The 15,795-nt window shown below is 72.2% G+C and carries 14 protein-coding genes; 10 read left to right on the forward strand and 4 right to left on the reverse strand.

Going from position 1 to position 15,795, the window contains the following annotated elements:
• The first annotated feature begins 107 nt into the window (after positions 1-107).
• The 3 genes from ABZ990_RS16475 to ABZ990_RS16485 all read left to right on the forward strand — a co-directional run bounded on the left by ABZ990_RS16475 (position 108) and on the right by ABZ990_RS16485 (position 2,324).
• Complete coding sequence (locus tag ABZ990_RS16475) at positions 108-620, forward strand: DUF2690 domain-containing protein (protein ID WP_361231512.1); 513 nt, start codon at positions 108-110, stop codon at positions 618-620.
• 350 nt (positions 621-970) lie between these two features.
• Positions 971-1,426 carry a peptidoglycan-binding domain-containing protein gene (locus ABZ990_RS16480; protein ID WP_361231375.1) on the forward strand — a complete coding sequence of 152 codons (456 nt, stop codon included), beginning with the start codon at positions 971-973 and terminating at the stop codon, positions 1,424-1,426.
• A gap of 148 nt (positions 1,427-1,574) precedes the next feature.
• Positions 1,575-2,324, forward strand: coding sequence for an N-acetyltransferase (locus ABZ990_RS16485; protein ID WP_361231377.1), 750 nt, complete (start codon positions 1,575-1,577; stop codon positions 2,322-2,324).
• 206 nt (positions 2,325-2,530) lie between these two features.
• On the opposite strand, the gene ABZ990_RS16490 is transcribed toward ABZ990_RS16485, so the two are convergent.
• Positions 2,531-3,307 (reverse strand): hypothetical protein, encoded by a 777-nt coding sequence (locus tag ABZ990_RS16490; RefSeq protein ID WP_361231378.1) that lies wholly within the window; start codon positions 3,305-3,307, stop codon positions 2,531-2,533.
• 153 nt (positions 3,308-3,460) lie between these two features.
• Positions 3,461-4,261: a DUF4352 domain-containing protein gene (locus tag ABZ990_RS16495; RefSeq protein WP_361231380.1), complete on the reverse strand. Its 801-nt coding sequence runs from the start codon at positions 4,259-4,261 to the stop codon at positions 3,461-3,463.
• Positions 4,262-4,517: 256 nt separating this feature from the next.
• Here ABZ990_RS16495 and ABZ990_RS16500 point away from each other — a divergent pair, with 256 nt between their 5' ends.
• From ABZ990_RS16500 to ABZ990_RS16510, 3 genes are all read left to right on the forward strand, one after another.
• Positions 4,518-6,758, forward strand: a complete 2,241-nt coding sequence (locus ABZ990_RS16500) for an N-6 DNA methylase (protein ID WP_361231514.1) — start codon at positions 4,518-4,520, stop codon at positions 6,756-6,758.
• 249 nt (positions 6,759-7,007) lie between these two features.
• On the forward strand, positions 7,008-7,697 hold the full coding sequence (locus tag ABZ990_RS16505; protein WP_361231381.1) for a hypothetical protein: 690 nt from the start codon (positions 7,008-7,010) through the stop codon (positions 7,695-7,697).
• A complete protein-coding gene (locus ABZ990_RS16510) occupies positions 7,694-9,352 on the forward strand; it encodes a protein kinase (RefSeq protein WP_361231383.1) in 1,659 nt (552 codons plus the stop codon). The genes ABZ990_RS16505 and ABZ990_RS16510 overlap by 4 nt, the downstream gene beginning before the upstream one ends.
• Before the next feature lie 48 nt (positions 9,353-9,400).
• Here ABZ990_RS16510 and ABZ990_RS16515 read toward each other — a convergent pair whose 3' ends face one another.
• Positions 9,401-10,843: a globin domain-containing protein gene (locus tag ABZ990_RS16515; protein ID WP_361231385.1), complete on the reverse strand. Its 1,443-nt coding sequence runs from the start codon at positions 10,841-10,843 to the stop codon at positions 9,401-9,403.
• A gap of 231 nt (positions 10,844-11,074) precedes the next feature.
• Between ABZ990_RS16515 and ABZ990_RS16520 the strand changes: the two genes are divergently transcribed.
• The 4 genes from ABZ990_RS16520 (at position 11,075) to ABZ990_RS16535 (ending at position 15,352) form a co-directional block, all read left to right on the forward strand.
• Positions 11,075-11,500 carry a hypothetical protein gene (locus ABZ990_RS16520; RefSeq protein WP_361231387.1) on the forward strand — a complete coding sequence of 142 codons (426 nt, stop codon included), beginning with the start codon at positions 11,075-11,077 and terminating at the stop codon, positions 11,498-11,500.
• A 470-nt stretch (positions 11,501-11,970) separates the two neighbouring features.
• Positions 11,971-13,320: a hypothetical protein gene (locus ABZ990_RS16525; RefSeq protein ID WP_361231389.1), complete on the forward strand. Its 1,350-nt coding sequence runs from the start codon at positions 11,971-11,973 to the stop codon at positions 13,318-13,320.
• Positions 13,321-13,450: 130 nt separating this feature from the next.
• Positions 13,451-13,993 carry a hypothetical protein gene (locus ABZ990_RS16530; RefSeq protein ID WP_361231391.1) on the forward strand — a complete coding sequence of 181 codons (543 nt, stop codon included), beginning with the start codon at positions 13,451-13,453 and terminating at the stop codon, positions 13,991-13,993.
• Positions 13,994-14,158: 165 nt separating this feature from the next.
• On the forward strand, positions 14,159-15,352 hold the full coding sequence (locus ABZ990_RS16535; RefSeq protein ID WP_361231393.1) for a SpaA isopeptide-forming pilin-related protein: 1,194 nt from the start codon (positions 14,159-14,161) through the stop codon (positions 15,350-15,352).
• Between the two features lie 108 nt (positions 15,353-15,460).
• Here the strand turns inward: ABZ990_RS16535 and ABZ990_RS16540 are convergent, their stop codons facing one another.
• Positions 15,461-15,727 carry a DUF397 domain-containing protein gene (locus ABZ990_RS16540; protein WP_361231395.1) on the reverse strand — a complete coding sequence of 89 codons (267 nt, stop codon included), beginning with the start codon at positions 15,725-15,727 and terminating at the stop codon, positions 15,461-15,463.
• Between the last annotated feature and the right edge of the window lie 68 nt (positions 15,728-15,795).

A 15,795-nucleotide genomic window follows, 5' to 3' on the forward strand; every position in this document is an offset into this window, starting at 1 on the left:
CGGGGGAGGGGCCGGGCGCTCCGGGATCGGGAGCTTCGGAACCGGACGCTCCGGGACCGGATGCTCCGGGACCGGCAGAGGACGGGCCGGCACGGACGTTCTCCTGGTTGCCGCCCCTGCGCTCGGCGGCCGGGATCCTCGCCGGTGCCCTGCTCGGCAGCATCGTCACCCTCCTCTACATCGAACCGGCCGGCGCGGACAACGCCGGAGCGAAGGACTCGCCGTCGGCGGCGCCCGAGCGGACCCTGTCGAACGCACCGATCAAGGTCGGCTGCAAGAGCGACACGTGCCAGCTCCGCGAGCCGCAGGCGGAGGACTGCCAGTGGGACGCGCGGACCGTGCGTCGGACCTTCCTGCGCGGCATGAGCATCCAACTGCGCTACAGCGAGGCATGCCAGGCGGTGTGGGGCCGGATCGAGAACGGCGACATCGGCGACACGGTCATGATCAGGGACAAGCGCGGCTCGTCCGACGACGCCGCGATCCGGATGGAACACGACACCTACACGCGGATGCTGGCCGTCTCGCCGGACGCGCCGTGGGAGACCATCACGGTCTGCGGGGCGATCCCCAGCCAGAAGGAAGAGGAGTGCTCCCCGCTGGGCGCGATCCATCCCTGATCCATCCCTGATCCGGGCACGGACAGCGGCGGTACCCAGGCGGTACCCGGGCGGTACTCGGACGGTACTCAGGAGGTACCCAGGCAGTACTCAGGCGGGAACCGGACGGGACCAGGCGGGACCCAGGACGGGACGGTGTCCGGGACACCCCCGGGACGGTACGAGACAGGGTCCCGCCCGGCCCGGCAGCGCCCCGTAACCGCAGGTCCGGGGCCGTCCCGGAGCTGCGGTGGGAGGGGTGCGGGGCGGCCCGGCGGCCCCTGTGCCGGCGGACGGCGCGTTGCTAGTTTTCGACTCGCCGTCGTCCGCCGACACGGCCCAAGTCCATGACTCCCCGGGGGGATCCACTCATGAATCTGAAGCGCACTCTCGGATCGCTCGGCGCGGTCGCCGCGCTCACGCTCGGCGTACTCACCACGGGTTCGGCGCCGGCGAGCGCCGGCATCACCACCCAATGCACCGGGCACTCCACCTACACCGACACCGCGGGCTACTACGTGAAGGTCCCGACCGATTACATGGGCGGCAGCAACTTCTGCGCGATGAGCCAGGGCGCCTCCGGGGAGCAGGTCCGCTGGCTGCAGGAGACCCTCTGGCAGTGCTACGGCCAGAACATCGTGTCCGACGGCCAGTTCGGGCCGGCCACCGCGGCCGCCCTGAAGAAGGTCCAGGCCGCCCTCAACCTCAGCGCCGACGGCGTCTACGGTCCGCAGACCCGCGACGCGATCAAGTGGAACTGGATCCTCTGGGAGACCGGCGGCCACCGGTGCCTCCGCCTGACGCAGGCCCCGGGTCCGCTCCGCTAGACCGTTGCGGTGAAGCCGAGTTCAGTCGGAGCACCGGCCAGTGGGGTGGTCGGCGGTACCGGCGGAACCGGCGTCCATGGAGGGGGAGCGCGGGCGCCTCAGGAAAATCGTTTTCCCTGATCAGCGCCCTGTCGCTAGCCTGCCCCGCATGGACCTGAACATCACGACTCTCGCCGAACGCCCACACCTTCAGGGCAAGTTGTGGGACATGAAGCATCTCTGGCCGGAGTTCATGATGTACGACCCGGTCGGCTGGGGGTACATGGGCCGGATCGTCACCGACTTCCCCGAGTACGTCCTGGTCGCCACCGACGGGGCGGACGGTCCGGTCGTCGCGCGCGGGTTCAGCGTGCCGTTCCGGCTCGCGGCCCAGGGGCGCGGCGAACTGCCCGACACCGGCTGGGACCAGGTGCTGCTCTGGGCGTTCTCGGATCTGCGGGCGAAGCGCGAGCCCGACACCGTCAGCGCGATCGAGATCACCGTGGAGACGGGCGCGCTCGGCCAGGGCGTCTCGCACCGCATGCTGGCGGCGATGCGCGCCAACGCCCAGCGGCTCGGCCACACCGATCTGGTCGCCCCGGTCCGCCCCAACGGCAAGCACCTGGAGGCGCGTTCGTCCCTCCACGAGTACGCCTTCCGTACCCGCGAGTCCGACGGACTGCCGCACGACCCGTGGCTGCGCGTCCACGTCCGCGCGGGCGGCACGGTGGAGAAGGTGGCGCCCGCCTCGATGACCATCGGCGGCTCGCTGGAGCAGTGGCGCGCGTGGACCGGCCTGCCGTTCGACACCGACGGCCCGGTCGAGGTCCCCGACGCCCTGATCCCCGTGCACTGCGACACCACCGCCGGCTACGCGGTGTACGTGGAGCCGAACGTCTGGGTCCGCCACCGCCTTTGAGCCGGTACGCGGACCCGCGGACACGCGCGAAGGGGGTGAAGGCCGTTCCCCGGTGACGGCCTTCACCCCCTTCGCGTATCCCGGATCCCCCGGATCCCCCCGGATCCCGGATCCCCCCTGAGTCCCCCCAGACCCCCTGAGTCCCCCCAGACCCCCTGAGTCCCCCCGGACCCCCGGTCCCCCTGGGCCCTACCCCCTCGGGCCGGTCAGCCGAGCATCTTCTCGTCGACCATGTCCTTCTTCGCCGGAGCCGTGACCCGCACCGGCTTGCCGAAGTCCGAGAAGCCGATCGTCCCCGGCTCCTTGCCCCCGGTCACGCTGATCTTCAGGAGGTACGGCGTGCCCTCCGTCGCCACGTACGCGGTGCTCTTCTCGCCGCCCTCGCGCTGGGTGAGGACCAGCGCCTTCTTCCCGTCGAGCGTCGTCTCCGCGCCCTTCACCGTGCCGGCGCCGGAGGATGCCTCGAAGTCGGCGAGGAGTTCCTGGAGCCCGCAGAGCTGGAGCATGTCCTTCATGTCGGGGTCCTTGGGATCGACCTTCATCCAGCGGCCCTTGAGCTCCTTCAGCACGGCCGCCTGGACCTCGGCCGACTCGTCCTCGACCTGCCCCTTGATCATCCGCTCGTCGAAGCGGATGTAGGCGGTCTTGTCGGCGGTACGGATCAGGTCGGCCGAACCGGCGCCGCCGACCTGGATCGTGCCGGTGCACCGGCCCTCGCGGTCGGTCGAGACCTTCGCCTTCACGCGGCCGTCCGACATGCGCATGTTGACGTCCATGGTGAGGGAGTCCGCGCCCTTGGTCGCCGCGAGCGCCTTGTCGGATATCCGGGCGCCCGTCATGTTCCCGAACGGTCCGGTGGCCTCGGGCCCGGACGTGGGGCCGCACGCGGTCGCGCCGAGGGCGAGGGCGGCGGTGCACAGGGCGGTGGCGGTGAGAGCGGCGCGGCGGCGGGAACGGGGGCGGGGGTGGCTGGCGGCGAGCATGGTGGTTCTCCGTGCGAGAGAGGGGGGAGGGGGCGGTGCGGGTGTGGCGACTGCTTCAGGCGATGTGCGGGGTGCGTGCGGTGCGCGCGTGATGCGTGGGGCGAGAGCGGTGCGTGCGAGCGGTGCGTATGAGCGGTACGGAGACGGAGACCGTCAGCCGACCTTCAGCTCCCACTGCGAGCCGTCGTACGCGAAGCCCGGGCTGACCTCGACCGAGAGGTCCTTGGCGTCGGCCGGGGCGTCGAAGGCGTAGGTCGCCGTGGCCTTCTTGCCGGGCAGGAGGGCGCCGCTGAAGCCCTCGCCGACCTTCTCGTCCGTGATCTCCTCGGCGTCCTTGCCGTCGGCGCCGGCGCGGGCGGTGAGGGTCGTCAGGGTGCTGTCGAACTTCTTCTTGCCGCCGTTCTCGATGGTGACGGTGACCTGGTACGCCTTGTTGCCCTTGGTGTGGCCGATGGCGAACTCGCTGGGCGTGTACGGCGTGGCCTCGGAGACCGTGACCTTCAGATCGTCGTCGTAGACCGAGCTGTCGCCGGCCGCGAGCGGCGTGTCCTTGGAGCTGTCGCCGCCCTTGCCGCTCCCGCCCTTGCCGGAGTCCTTGCCCGGGGTCTTGGGGGCGGTCTCCTTGGCCGCCTTGTCGATCTCGTTGACCACGTCGTTGACCGCCGTGAACGTGATGACCGCGCCGACCACCGAAAGGATCATGGCCGCCAGGCCGAGCAGGGCGCCGGTCAGCGCCATCCCCTTGTTGTTCGCCTCGCCGCGCTTGGCCCGGCCCCGGCCGACCAGACCCAGGATCAGCGCGATCAGGCCGAGGACGCCGGCCATCCAGAAGAACAGCGGGATCAGGCCGGAGACCGCGCCGATGATGCCGAGGATCAGGGCGGCGGTGCCGAGCCCGTTGCGCATGGCCGCCACCGGAGCCGGGTGCTGCGGGAGCTGCGTGTCGTACGACATGGGTGTGTCCTCCAGGACAGTGAACGTGTCTGGCGCGATGGGTCAATCACAGCAGAGCCTGTGAACCGAGTCAACACGGTTCACAGGAAACGGGTCGGCTCACGCTGTGAAGGGTTGGCGCGCGTGTTCATCAGTAAGATCGGAGTCACACAGGGCCGGACGAGAGGAGTGGCACATGCGGGAGAACACGGAGCGCCCGGAGCACCCGGACACCCCGGAGGGCCCGGAGCGCCCGGAGAACACCGCCGGGGCCGAGGTGACCGCCGCGGGCATCGCCCGCCTCGCGGGCGTCGGCCGGGCCGCCGTGAGCAACTGGCGCCGCCGCCACTCCGACTTCCCGAAGCCCGTCGGCGGTACGGAGACCAGCCCGTCCTTCGCGCTCGGCGAGGTCGAGGCGTGGCTGCGCGACCAGGGCAAACTCGCCGAGGTCCCGCCGCGCGAACGCGTCTGGCAGCAGATCGCCGGCCACCCGGCGGGCCCCCTCGCCGCCCTCGCGCACGCGGGCTGCGTCCTGCTCCTCCTCCGCGACCGGCCCGCCGCCCGCCCCACCCTCGCCGCCACCCCCGACGAGCGGCTGGCGGAGGTCCTGCCGGGCCTCCTGGACGAGGTGCTGACCGCGCGTCTGGGCGCCGGCCGGGCGGTCCGCACCCCCGCCGCCCGCGACCTGGCTCCCTCCGTCCCGCTCCTGCGTGGGGTGGCCGAACTCGCCCACATGGAGTCCGCCACGGGCGGCCCGGGTGGTCCCATCGGCCCCGGCGCGGTCTTCGAGTTCCTGCTCGGCCGCCAACTCGACGCCAATCCGCGCCAGTTCACCCTCACCCCGCCCGGCCCGGCCGCCCTGATGGTGGCGCTCGCCGGCCCGGCCGCCACCGTGCTCGACCCCGCCTGCGGCACCGGCGCCCTCCTCCGCGCCGCCGCCACCGCCCAGGCCACGGAGGCGGGTGAGAACGCCCCCGCCCCCGAGACCGCCCCCGCCTTCTACGGCCAGGACGCCGACGCCGATCTCGCGGCCCTCACCGCCCTGCGCCTCGCCCTCGCCGAGCCCGCTCCGGCCCCCGCCCCGGCCTCCGACAGCTCCGCTGCCCCCGCCGCCCCCGAGGTTCACGTCCTCCCCGGCGACACCCTCCGCGCCGACGCGTTCCCGTCCCTCGCCGCCGACGCCGTCGTCTGCCACCCGCCCTTCAACGAGCGCAACTGGGGCCACGAAGAACTGGCCTACGACGCTCGCTGGGAGTACGGCTTCCCGGCCCGTACGGAGTCCGAACTGGCCTGGGTCCAGCATGCCTTGGCGCGGCTGCGCCCCGGTGGCACCGCCGTCCTGCTGATGCCGCCGGCCGCCACCTCCCGCCGCTCCGGCCGCCGGATCCGCGCCGACCTGCTGCGCCGGGGCGCCCTGCGCGCCGTCGTCGCGCTGCCGCCCGGCGCCGCGCCCCCGTACGGGATCCCGCTGCACCTCTGGGTGCTGCGCCGCCCCGTCGCCGGGGCCCGCCCGCCCGCCGAACTCCTCCTCGTCGACACGGCCGGTGCCTCCGGCGCCGCCGCCCAGACCGCCGCCGCGAACCCGGCGACGGGCCCCGGCGCGAGCACCGGCACCGGGGGTGGCGGGGGTGGCCGGGACCGGCTCGACTGGCCCGCCGTCGAGAGCGCGGTCCTCGCTGCCTGGCGCGCGTTCGACGCGGACGGCACGCTCGCCGAGACGCCCGGCGAGAGCCGTTCGCTGCCCGTGGTCGACCTGCTCGACCAGGACGTGGACCTGACCCCGGCCCGGCACCTGCCGCCGCCGGCCGCAGCCGAGGGCGCGGCGCAGCTCGACCAGATCCGCACCCGGCTGACGGATACCCTGCTCCGGACCCGCGAGCTGACCCCGCCGCCCGCCGCCGACACCGCGCTCGCGCCGGGCACGGCCGCCCCCGGCCCCGGGCCCGTCACGACGGTCGGCGAACTCGCCCGCGCGGGCGCCCTCGTGCTGCGCGCCGGCGGCTCCGGCACGATCCTCGCCGGGGCCGCGCCCGTCGCCGTCCTCACCGACACCGATGTCCTCGCCGCCCTCCCGCCCTCCGGTGTGCTGCCCGAGGCGGCGCCGGGCGAGAGCGCCGAGGAACCGGCGCTGCTCGCCGCCGGCGACGTCGTCGTGCCCGTCCTCGGCGGCGGCGCGGTCGCCCGGGTCGTCGACGCGGCCTCGGCCGGTGCCGCCCTCGGCCGCAACGTGCACCTGCTGCGCCCCGACCCGGCGACGCTCGACCCCTGGTTCCTGGCCGGGTTCCTGCGCGCGACCGCCAACAGCCGCCAGGCCAGCTCGTACGCCTCCACCGCCACCCGGCTCGACGTCCGCCGTCTCCAGCTGCCCCGGCTGCCGCTCGCTCAGCAGCAGCGGTACGGCGCGCGGTTCAAGGCCCTGGCGGAGTTCGAGGAGGCGCTGCGGCTGGCGGGCCGGCTCGGCGAACAGCTGATGCAGGGTTTGTACGACGGCCTGGCGGACGGCACGGTCGCTCCCTGAGCAGCCTCCGACCCGCCCCTGATTCGCCCCTGATCCGCGCTCGGGGGCGGGGCAAGGCAGCCACCGACACGCTCCGGGACCGCCCCTGACGTGCCCCTGACGTGCCCCTGGGGGCGCCCCTGATCCGTCCCCGATCCGGGCGGTCCGGGCCCCGGCCCGTACAACCCTTGGGCCCCGGCCCGAGTCCGTGTATACGCTCGTCTCAGATGTCTTCGACAGCAGGTTCGAACCGGGAGCAGGAGAGCAGGAATGTACGGCCAGGGCTTTCCGCCGGCCACGCCGCCGCAGCGACAGCGCGGTGTGCCGGCGTCCGTGATCGTGCTGCGGGTGCTGTTCGCCCTGCTGCCGCTGCTCTCCCTCGGGCTGTTGACCTGGGGTACGGCGCTGCGTATCGCGCTGATGACCCGGCGCGTCCTGGACTGGGTGCTGTTCGTGCTGTCGGTGGTGGTCGTCGTCGTCGCCATCGTGCTGATGCCGGACGAGAACGACACCTCGCTCACGGGCGATCTGATCGTCGGGGCGATGCTGCTGTGCGCGGTGGCGTTCACGGCGTACTTCCTGGTGGTGGACATGCGCCAGGGCGGTCGCCAGCGGCCTCGGCGGGCCGACGTCCGGCCCGGGTTCGCTCCCGCGGAGCCGTACAACCCGTACGCGCAGACCGTCCCGCAGGGGCACTTCCCGCAGCAGGCCCCGCAAGCCCCGCAGGCCCAGCAGCTCCCGCCCCACCAGCCCCACCCGTTCCACCACCTCCAGACCCAGCCCGGCTATGGCTACCCCCAGCCCCACCCCCAGCCGACGGCCGCACCGCCCGGCACGCCGCCCGGCACCCCGCCCCCGACCGCTCCTCCCACCCCCTCCACCGCCCGCATCGACCAGGTCCGCGCCGAACTCGACGAGCTGAGCGACCTGCTGCGCAAGGACGAGGGCGGCGGCCGGTGAACGGTCGGATCATCGCGGGCCGTTACGAGCTGGCCACCCTGATCGGCCAGGGCGGCATGGGCCAGGTCTGGACGGCGTACGACGGGCGGCTCGACCGCCGGGTGGCCGTGAAGCTGCTCCAGCCCGCCGCCCTCAGCGGCCCGGCCACCGCCGCCGACGAGCTGCGCCGCCGATTCGTGCGCGAGTGCCGGGTCACCGCCCGGGTCGACCACCCCGGTCTGGTCACCGTGCACGACGCGGGCAGCGACGGCGACGACCTGTATCTCGTCATGCAGTACGTCCAGGGCGCGGACCTCGCCGACCACCTGGCCGAGAACGAGCCGTACCCCTGGCAGTGGGCGGTCTCCGTCGCCGCCCAGTTGTGCGCGGTGCTGGCCGCCGTGCACGCGGTCCCGATCGTGCACCGCGACCTCAAGCCGGGCAATGTGATGGTCCGCCCGGACGGTTCGGTCACCGTGCTCGACCTCGGTGTGGCGTCCGTCCTGGACTCCGAGACCACCCGCCTCACCCACACCGGCTCGCCCATCGGCACCCCGGCGTACATGGCGCCCGAGCAGGCCATGGGCGGCGCCGTCGGCCCGTACACCGATCTCTACGCGCTCGGTGTGCTGCTGCACGAACTCCTCAGCGGCACCGTCCCCTTCGCGGGCTCCACGGCGCTCGGGGTGCTGCACCGGCATCTGTACGAGGCGCCCGAGCCGGTACGCCGGACCCGCCCCGAGGTCCCGGCGGAGCTGGAGGCGCTGGTGCTGCGGTTGCTGGCGAAGGACCCGCAGGACCGGCCGTCGGGGGCGCAGGAGGTGTACGAGCGGCTGTTGCCACTGCTGCCCGCGCATGGCGCGCCGGGGCCGTCGGCGCCGCTGGACCCGACCCGTCCGTTCCGCCGGCCGCACGCGCCGTGGCCGGAACGCGCCACGGCCCCCCAGCCCGCGCCTGTCCCGGTACCGGCCCCCGCGCCCGTACCCGCGCCGCCGAGCCTGCCGCCGTTCGCTCCGGCGCCGGTTCCGGCAGCGGCCCGGGACCCGAGGGTCTCTGGAGCGGCCGCCTTTGCCCCCGTCCCGGCCCCGGCCCCGTCCCGGGCCTCCGCTCCCACCTCCGCGAAGCCGGATGTGGCGGCGGCCGTGGACGAGGTGAAGCGGCTGCTAGGCGAGGGGTCGATCACGCGGGCCGTGGACGTCCTCGGCGGCATCCTTCCGGCCGCCGCCGCCGAGCACGGCGAACACTCGCCGGTGGTCGGCATCCTGCGCAAGCAGTACGCGAGCACGTTGATGGACGACGGCCAGTACCGCCGCGCCCTGCCCGAGCTGCGGCGGCTCGTCGCCGACCGCGAGGCGGCGGCGGGTCCGTCCGATCCGCAGGCCCTGCGGTTCCGTTACGACGTGGCTCAGTGCCTGGAGCAGGTGGGTGAGACGGGCGCGGCGCTCGCGGAGTACCGCGCCCTGCTGGCGTATCACGAGCCCGGCGAACGGAGCTTCGACATCCGCTACCGGATCGGTCTGCTGCTGCTCGCGACGGGCGATCACGGGGCGGCCGCCGCCGATCTGGGCGCGTTGCTGTACGACGTCGAGCGCGCGCACGGCCCGTACCACCCGCTGGCGGCCGAACTGCGTCGCGCGCTCGACCGCCAGCGCCAGATGGGCGGCCCTTACCGCTGACCGCCCACGCCCTGTTGTCCCTTGGCCCCGTCGTCCCTTAGGGGATCGTCAGAGCTGGGCCCCCGCCCCGGCGGCGAAGTGCGTCTGCACGGGCGCCGCGAACCCCTGGGTGGTCAGGCCCTGCGGGGCCGAGTGGGCCGAGGGGACGGAGTGCGCCGAGGGGGTGTTCTGGGTGGCGCCGGTGGAGGTCACGGGCAGCGGGTCGTGACGGATCCGGTCCTGCGGGACGCCCGCCTCCGTGAACCGCCAGCCGGCCGAGGCCACGAGGCCGGCCGGACCGCTGACGAAGACGGTGTGCCGCGACCAGTCGGCGCCCCCGGACCCGGACGCGGACCCTGACGTGGACCCGGAGCCGGACGCGGAGCCCGAACCGGCGGCCCCGGCCCCGGCCTTGAGGACGGTGTCCATGAGCAGGTCGCCGTGGCGCCCGTCGTCGATGACGCGGGTGACGCGCAGCCACGGGCAGCGCTCCTCCAGGCGTGCGAGGGCGGTCTCATCGTACAGTTCCGCCTCCGTCCGCGAGCCCAGGAAGAGGTGGGCGGACAGGCCCGCCGGGCGGCGGTGGGACAGCTCCTGGAGGAGGCCCTTGGCGTTGGCCCAGCCGGTGCCGCCCGCGACGATCAGGATGTCCCGGTCGAGCTGTTCGTCGAGCGTGGCGTGGCCCTGGGCGGGGCCGAGGCGCAGTTCGTCGCCGACGCGCGTCTGGGTGACGAGCGCGTCGCTGACGCCGCCGGGGCCGGTGCGCCGGACGTGGAACTCCAGCTCCTCGCCGGGCACGCAGGCCGGGGTGTACGGCCGCCAGGTGTGCGGCAGCATCGGCGATTCCACGCGCGCGTACTGACCGGCGCGGAAGGGGTACGGCTCGGCCGGCCGCACCCGGATGACGGCCAGGTCGGCGCCGCGCCGCTCATGTTCGGTGACGGTTGCGTTCCACGACACGGGCTCGCCAATGGCGCGTTGGGCCCCGTTCACCATGGCGGCGGAGACTGTACGCGTCATCCGGACCCAGGCCTGCTCGGCCTCGGCCGTCCATGCGTGGCCCGCGCATGAGCGCAGGGCCGTGACCAGGGACGCCTCGAACACCTCGTAGTGCACGGGAAGAACCCCGAGCCTGCGGTGGTCGCGGCCGAGCTGGGCGAAGGCCGCGGTGAGCTCGTCCGGCCGGTCGAGGTGGTCGATCATGTACCAGAAGGCCTTCTCAAGGTGGGCCTGCTGGAACTCCATCGCGTCCGGGAAGAGCTGCCGCAGATACGGGTGGTGGCTGAACATCGCCTCGTAGAGGCGGTTGATGAGGGTGCTGAAGGGGGTCACCGCGGCGAGGCTCCGGGTGATCGCCTCCTGGTCGGCCGCGCCGTCGTACGGCTGGAGCGGGGCGGGCGGGTGGCCGTTGTCCCCTCCGGTCGAACGGGAAGGCCGAAGGAGGTTGTCCCGCAGCTTCATCGCCTCACGTCGGGCGAGGAGCGCGTGGTAGTCGTCGTGATGACCGGTCATGTCAATGATCGAATCGCGGCCGAGTTATCCACAGGGAGGGCCGTTCGGCCCTATGAGGTGGGGTCGTCAGACCTCTGACCGACACACCACCCCTGAGGGTGTGATGTGCGCCGCAAAATTACGAGTCCGTATCTGATTGGGTTTCGGATCGATCTAGATCCTTTTTGGTCGTTTTGTGGTCTGTAGCGTGCGTGTTAGATCATGTCCACGCCGTTCAAGGATGATTCCGCGATGACTACGCCTCCGCAGTCCAACCCCTTCGCCGACCCGCAGGGTGCTCCGGTTCCGCCTCAGGCGCCGATGTCCGCTCCCGAGCCGGCTCCGCAGAAGAAGGGTTCCGCCGTGCTGAAGAAGGTCGGCGGTTTCGTCGCGATCCTCGTCGTCGGCACCGCCGTCAAGCTCGGCATCCCGTACCTCACGGGTGACGCCCCGGTCCACGCCGAGGTCGGCGAGTGCATCACCGTCACCGGTGCGGAGAACGACCCGAAGGTCGAGACCACGGACTGCTCCAAGGGTGGCGCCGATCTCTACAAGGTCACGCAGGTCCACAAGGGCACCTTCGACCTCGACAAGTGCGGCGAGGAGCTGTCGGCGGTCGCGCAGAAGCTCGGTCCGGACAAGTTCGTCCTGTGCATGGAGCCCGTCGAGAAGGGCTGATCTCGCGCGCGAGCGGTAAGGATCTTGGAAGGGGCCGGTCTTCGGATCGGCCCCTTCGGCATGTCCGGGGGAGGGGTCGGGGGCGGGGGCGGGATCGGAGGCCGGGGGTGAGGGCCGAGAAAGGGGCAGGTGGGGGGCCGGAACGTGGAAACGCGCGAGGCGGTGGTGAATGCCCCGGTGGCCCACGCGATCAAAGACTTAAGTACCGGAGGGAAGTACCCAACCCCACCCCTCCCCTCCTCCCCGTGGCAACGCTTGAGGGGGTTGTCACCTGGATGGGTGAACTGTGCCAAGTGGTCTGGATTTGCGGTCTGTTGCGTGCCATATGCTCGCCCTCGCCAAGTCAAAAAAGTCGGCCCCCGGCGGGACTTGCACTCCCGAGCCGAGGGCCTGACCAACACGGAAGCCAAACCTTCCTGATGGATATTCAGAACCTTAGCGGCCGCCGCCGCGTCCTGCCGCTGAACCGCATGACTGTGACCCGATCCGGTGTCCTTCACGTCAACTTGAAGCTCACGCACGGGTATTCGTGCGTCGCCGACGCGCTCTCCCAGCACAAGGAGATGTCGCTGATGGCCATCGGCCTCGGCGTCCACCTCCTGTCGCTGCGCGACGGCGCACCGGCGGACATCCGCACGCTCGCCCGCGAGTTCCCCGAAGGGGAGATCCGGATCGCCTCCGCGCTGCGCGAGCTGGAGGAGCACGGCTTCCTGTACCGCTTCAAGGAGAAGCTCCCCGAAGGGGGGATCATCAGCCGCACGATCTTCTACAACCACCCCGACGCCTGCTGGATCGAGATCGAGGGCCTCGACGGCGAGAGCGACGAGAAGGGCTGCGAGACGGTCTACGAGTCGCTCGGCGGCGGGGTCTACGCGCAGCTGGAGCCCGAGCCCGAGCCGGAGCCCGAGCCCGAGCCGGATTCGGACCTCTCCCCGGAGGAACGACGCTTCCTGCAAGCCGCCTTGGGCGTGGCGGCCCTGGGGCCCGCGTGGCCGCTGGAGGCGAGGTTCGTACCGCAGCAGCGGACCGGGCCCGTCCTGGCGGCGGAGAGCACGCCGGAGGCGGAGCGGGCGCCGGATCGGGAGCTGGAGGTGGAGCCGGAGCCGGAGCCGTGGTCGGAGCCGGGAGCGGAGGCCGTACCGCCCGCCGAGCGGCCCCCGACGCCCGCTGCGGAGCCCGACCCGGAGCCGGACCCCGACACGGACCCCGAGCCCGACCTGGACGCGGCCCCCGCCCTTGATGCGGACCCCGGCCCCGACGCGGGCCCCGAGCCGGATCCCGGCCCTGATGCGGGACCCGAGCCCGCCCCCGGCCCCGACGCGGATCCCGACCCCGACCCGGACCCCGAGCCGCCTTCGGGAGGCCGTGCACCGGCCCGTAAGGGTGCACCCCGTGCGGGGAGACGCACGTACACGTCGGGTGCGCAGCCGAAGCGGCAGCCCCCGGACATCCCGCCGCCCACCGGCCCTGCCGCCGAACTCCTCATGGGCCTACGGCAGTACGACCCCCGCCTGTTGCTCTCGGCGCGCGATGTCCACAAGTTGGTGCCGGGGGTGAACGCGTGGTTCGCACGCGGGGCCCATCCCGACGGCGTACGCCACACCCTCACGGCCCTCCTGCCGGACCGCCTGGCCCACCCGGCCGGCCTGCTCGCCTACCGCCTGAGAACCATGCTGCCGCCACCGCTCCCGGTCCCGGCCAGGGCGGCGGGGCCGATCCCCCTCCAGAACTGCGACAGTTGCGACCGCGCCTTCCGCTCCCCGCACCCGGGCACATGCGGCGGCTGCCGCTCCCAGGGGGAGCAACGGACCGCCGCCTGAGCCGAAGGCCATGGAGGCGGAAAACGAGCGCACAACGGGTGCGCGCAAGCCCTGCCGCAGGCCCGCTGATCACCCTTACGATCAAGCGGGAGGGGGCATCACACGCGCACCCCGGACAGAGGGGCTCGTCATGCGGTCGATCACTTCACGGCCGGTGTTCCGGCGGCTTGTCGGCACGGTCGTCGTCGGCGTGGCCCTGGCCACGACCTCGGGGTGCACGGTCCCGGTGGACGCCGTCGCCGGCGTCTCGGTGTCCGGCGAGGGGCAACTGCTCGGCGTGATGATGGTCTGCGGTCATCACATCGACGGCGCGACGCTCTTCGTGAGCAGCGAGGACCCCGACCTGGACGTGACGGTGGGCTCCTGGGCGTCCGACCGCCACCTCGCGCCGGGACTGACCACCTGGCCCCTGGACACCCCCGCCGACGGCTGGACCACGACCACACCGCTCGCCTCGCTCACCGCCGAGACCGTCTATTCGTTCTACGGGTGGACCAAGGACAGCTCCTGGTCGGCGGCCAGCGTTTCGTTCACCCTGGCCGACCGCGCCCGGCTCACCCCGGGGATGGTCCTCTACGACGACGGCGAGGAGCCGACGGCCCTGGTCCCGATGGAGGAGTTCAAGGCGAAGGCGTGCGCCCCGGAGAGCGGCACTGCCACCGCGTCTCCTTAGACCGATGAGGTGGGGTGGGTGCAGCTGCTCGGTCCGGACGGCGACGGCGACGGTGACGGTGACGGTGACGGTGGCTGCCGTGGGTGGGGGCCATTCGCATGGTCCCGGGTGCGGGGAAGAGCGTGTTGCGGTATACGGTCGCAGCAGGTTCACAAAATGTCATTTATGAGAAGAAGTCTGGCAAGAATCGGTCTGCTGATGGCGGCCCTCCTGCCGCTGGCCACCGCGCAGAACGCCTGGGCGCAAGACGACCGACTGACACAGCTCACCCTGGACAAGCACATGACCAGGGAGACCCGGCTGCGGGGAAATCTGCATCCCGGGGACGTGGCCCGGTACGAGTACGTCATCACCAACAACCGCGACACCACGGTCACCGGCGTCTATGTCACCGACGACCACAACCCCGTCCACTGCCCGGGCAGCGTGCTGCCCGGCCGCCGGCAGATGACGTGCACCGGGTCGTACACGATCACCCAGGCCGACGAGGACCACGAGTCCGTCACCAACACGGCCGTCGCACACGGCAGGGTCGGCATGGCCGAGATCGCCTCGCCGCCCATCCAGGAGATCGTGCCGACGGACGACGGCCCGCAGGCGGCGCCCTTCATCGTGCACAAGATCGATGCCACGACCGGCGAGCCCGTGCCCGATGCCGTCTTCGAGCTCTGGACGGAGAGCAACGGCATCCCCGGCCTCCAGACCACCGGGGACGACCCCGACTATTTCGTCGCGCGCTGCATCTCGAACATCATGGGCGAGTGCCGGGTCAACTCCCTCGTCTTCAGGGACTACTACCTGCTGGAGGCCAGGACTCCCGACGGTTACGAGCCCCCCGCCGACCCCGTCACGGGGCCCTTCGTCTTCAACGACGCCTACTATCCCGACGGCCTCACCATCACGCGCACCAACACTCCGATCGCGGAACCCTCCCGGGGCCGCATCACCGTCGTCAAACGCGCCGAGGAAACCGGCCGGCCCCTCGCGGGCGGCACCTTCCAGCTCTGGGAGGAGACCAACGGCATCCCCGGCCTCCAGACCGAAGGCGCCGACCCCGACACCCTCGTCAACGTCTGCACCACGGGCTCCTCGGGCACCTGCGGGTTCGACGACCTCGAACTCGGCACGTACTACCTGAAGGAAACCGCCACCCCCGATGGATTCCTCGCCCCGGCGGACCCGGTCTCCGGCCCCTACACGCTCACCGAGGAGAACGCGGAGGCAGGGCTGACCGCCGAAATCTCCAACAGCCGCGCCCCGGGCAAGCCCTGCAAGCCCGAACAGAAGCCCTACGGGGACGACACCTACGGGGACAGCCCCTACGGCGACGACCACTACGGAGACGAACAGCACGTGTGACCGGCGAACGGATCACTTGATCCCCTCCCGCCGATCTCCATGCCGGAAAATGCGGCGGGTGCCTCACCCCGAGAGGGGAGGCACCCGCCGCATGGTTGGTGCAGTCGACTACTTGACCCCGTCGACGAAGGTTCCCCAGACGCGCGTCGGGAAGACGAGCGTGGGTCCGGTGGGGTTCTTGCTGTCACGGACGGGGACGAGGGGAAGGCCGTCCGAGACTTCGAGGCAGTTGCCGCCGTCGGCGTTGCTGTAGGAGCTCTTGCGCCAGGAGGCGTGGGCGAGGAGGTCATCGGACACCTCGACACACTCGCCGCCGTCGGCGTTGCTGTAGGAGCTCTTGCGCCAGGAGAGGCGGCTCAAGTCGACGGATCGCACGGCATTTCCTCCGGTGACTCGGGAATCGGCAGGCGTCTCGGCGGCGAGCTTTCCCTTGCTTGCTGATC

This window comes from Streptomyces sp. NPDC046203 (assembly GCF_040646255.1).
GTDB lineage: Bacteria > Actinomycetota > Actinomycetes > Streptomycetales > Streptomycetaceae > Streptomyces.

Excerpts from the sequence above, each read along its gene's own strand:
- ABZ990_RS16515 (WP_361231385.1), bottom strand. The coding sequence starts at position 10,843 with ATGACCGGTCATCACGACGACTACCACGCGCTCCTCGCCCGACGTGAG.
- ABZ990_RS16495 (WP_361231380.1), bottom strand. The coding sequence starts at position 4,261 with ATGTCGTACGACACGCAGCTCCCGCAGCACCCGGCTCCGGTGGCGGCC.
- ABZ990_RS16490 (WP_361231378.1), bottom strand. The coding sequence starts at position 3,307 with ATGCTCGCCGCCAGCCACCCCCGCCCCCGTTCCCGCCGCCGCGCCGCT.
- ABZ990_RS16535 (WP_361231393.1), top strand. The coding sequence starts at position 14,159 with ATGAGAAGAAGTCTGGCAAGAATCGGTCTGCTGATGGCGGCCCTCCTG.
- ABZ990_RS16505 (WP_361231381.1), top strand. The coding sequence starts at position 7,008 with ATGTACGGCCAGGGCTTTCCGCCGGCCACGCCGCCGCAGCGACAGCGC.
- ABZ990_RS16485 (WP_361231377.1), top strand. The coding sequence starts at position 1,575 with ATGGACCTGAACATCACGACTCTCGCCGAACGCCCACACCTTCAGGGC.
- ABZ990_RS16525 (WP_361231389.1), top strand. The coding sequence starts at position 11,971 with ATGACTGTGACCCGATCCGGTGTCCTTCACGTCAACTTGAAGCTCACG.
- ABZ990_RS16530 (WP_361231391.1), top strand. The coding sequence starts at position 13,451 with ATGCGGTCGATCACTTCACGGCCGGTGTTCCGGCGGCTTGTCGGCACG.
- ABZ990_RS16480 (WP_361231375.1), top strand. The coding sequence starts at position 971 with ATGAATCTGAAGCGCACTCTCGGATCGCTCGGCGCGGTCGCCGCGCTC.
- ABZ990_RS16520 (WP_361231387.1), top strand. The coding sequence starts at position 11,075 with ATGACTACGCCTCCGCAGTCCAACCCCTTCGCCGACCCGCAGGGTGCT.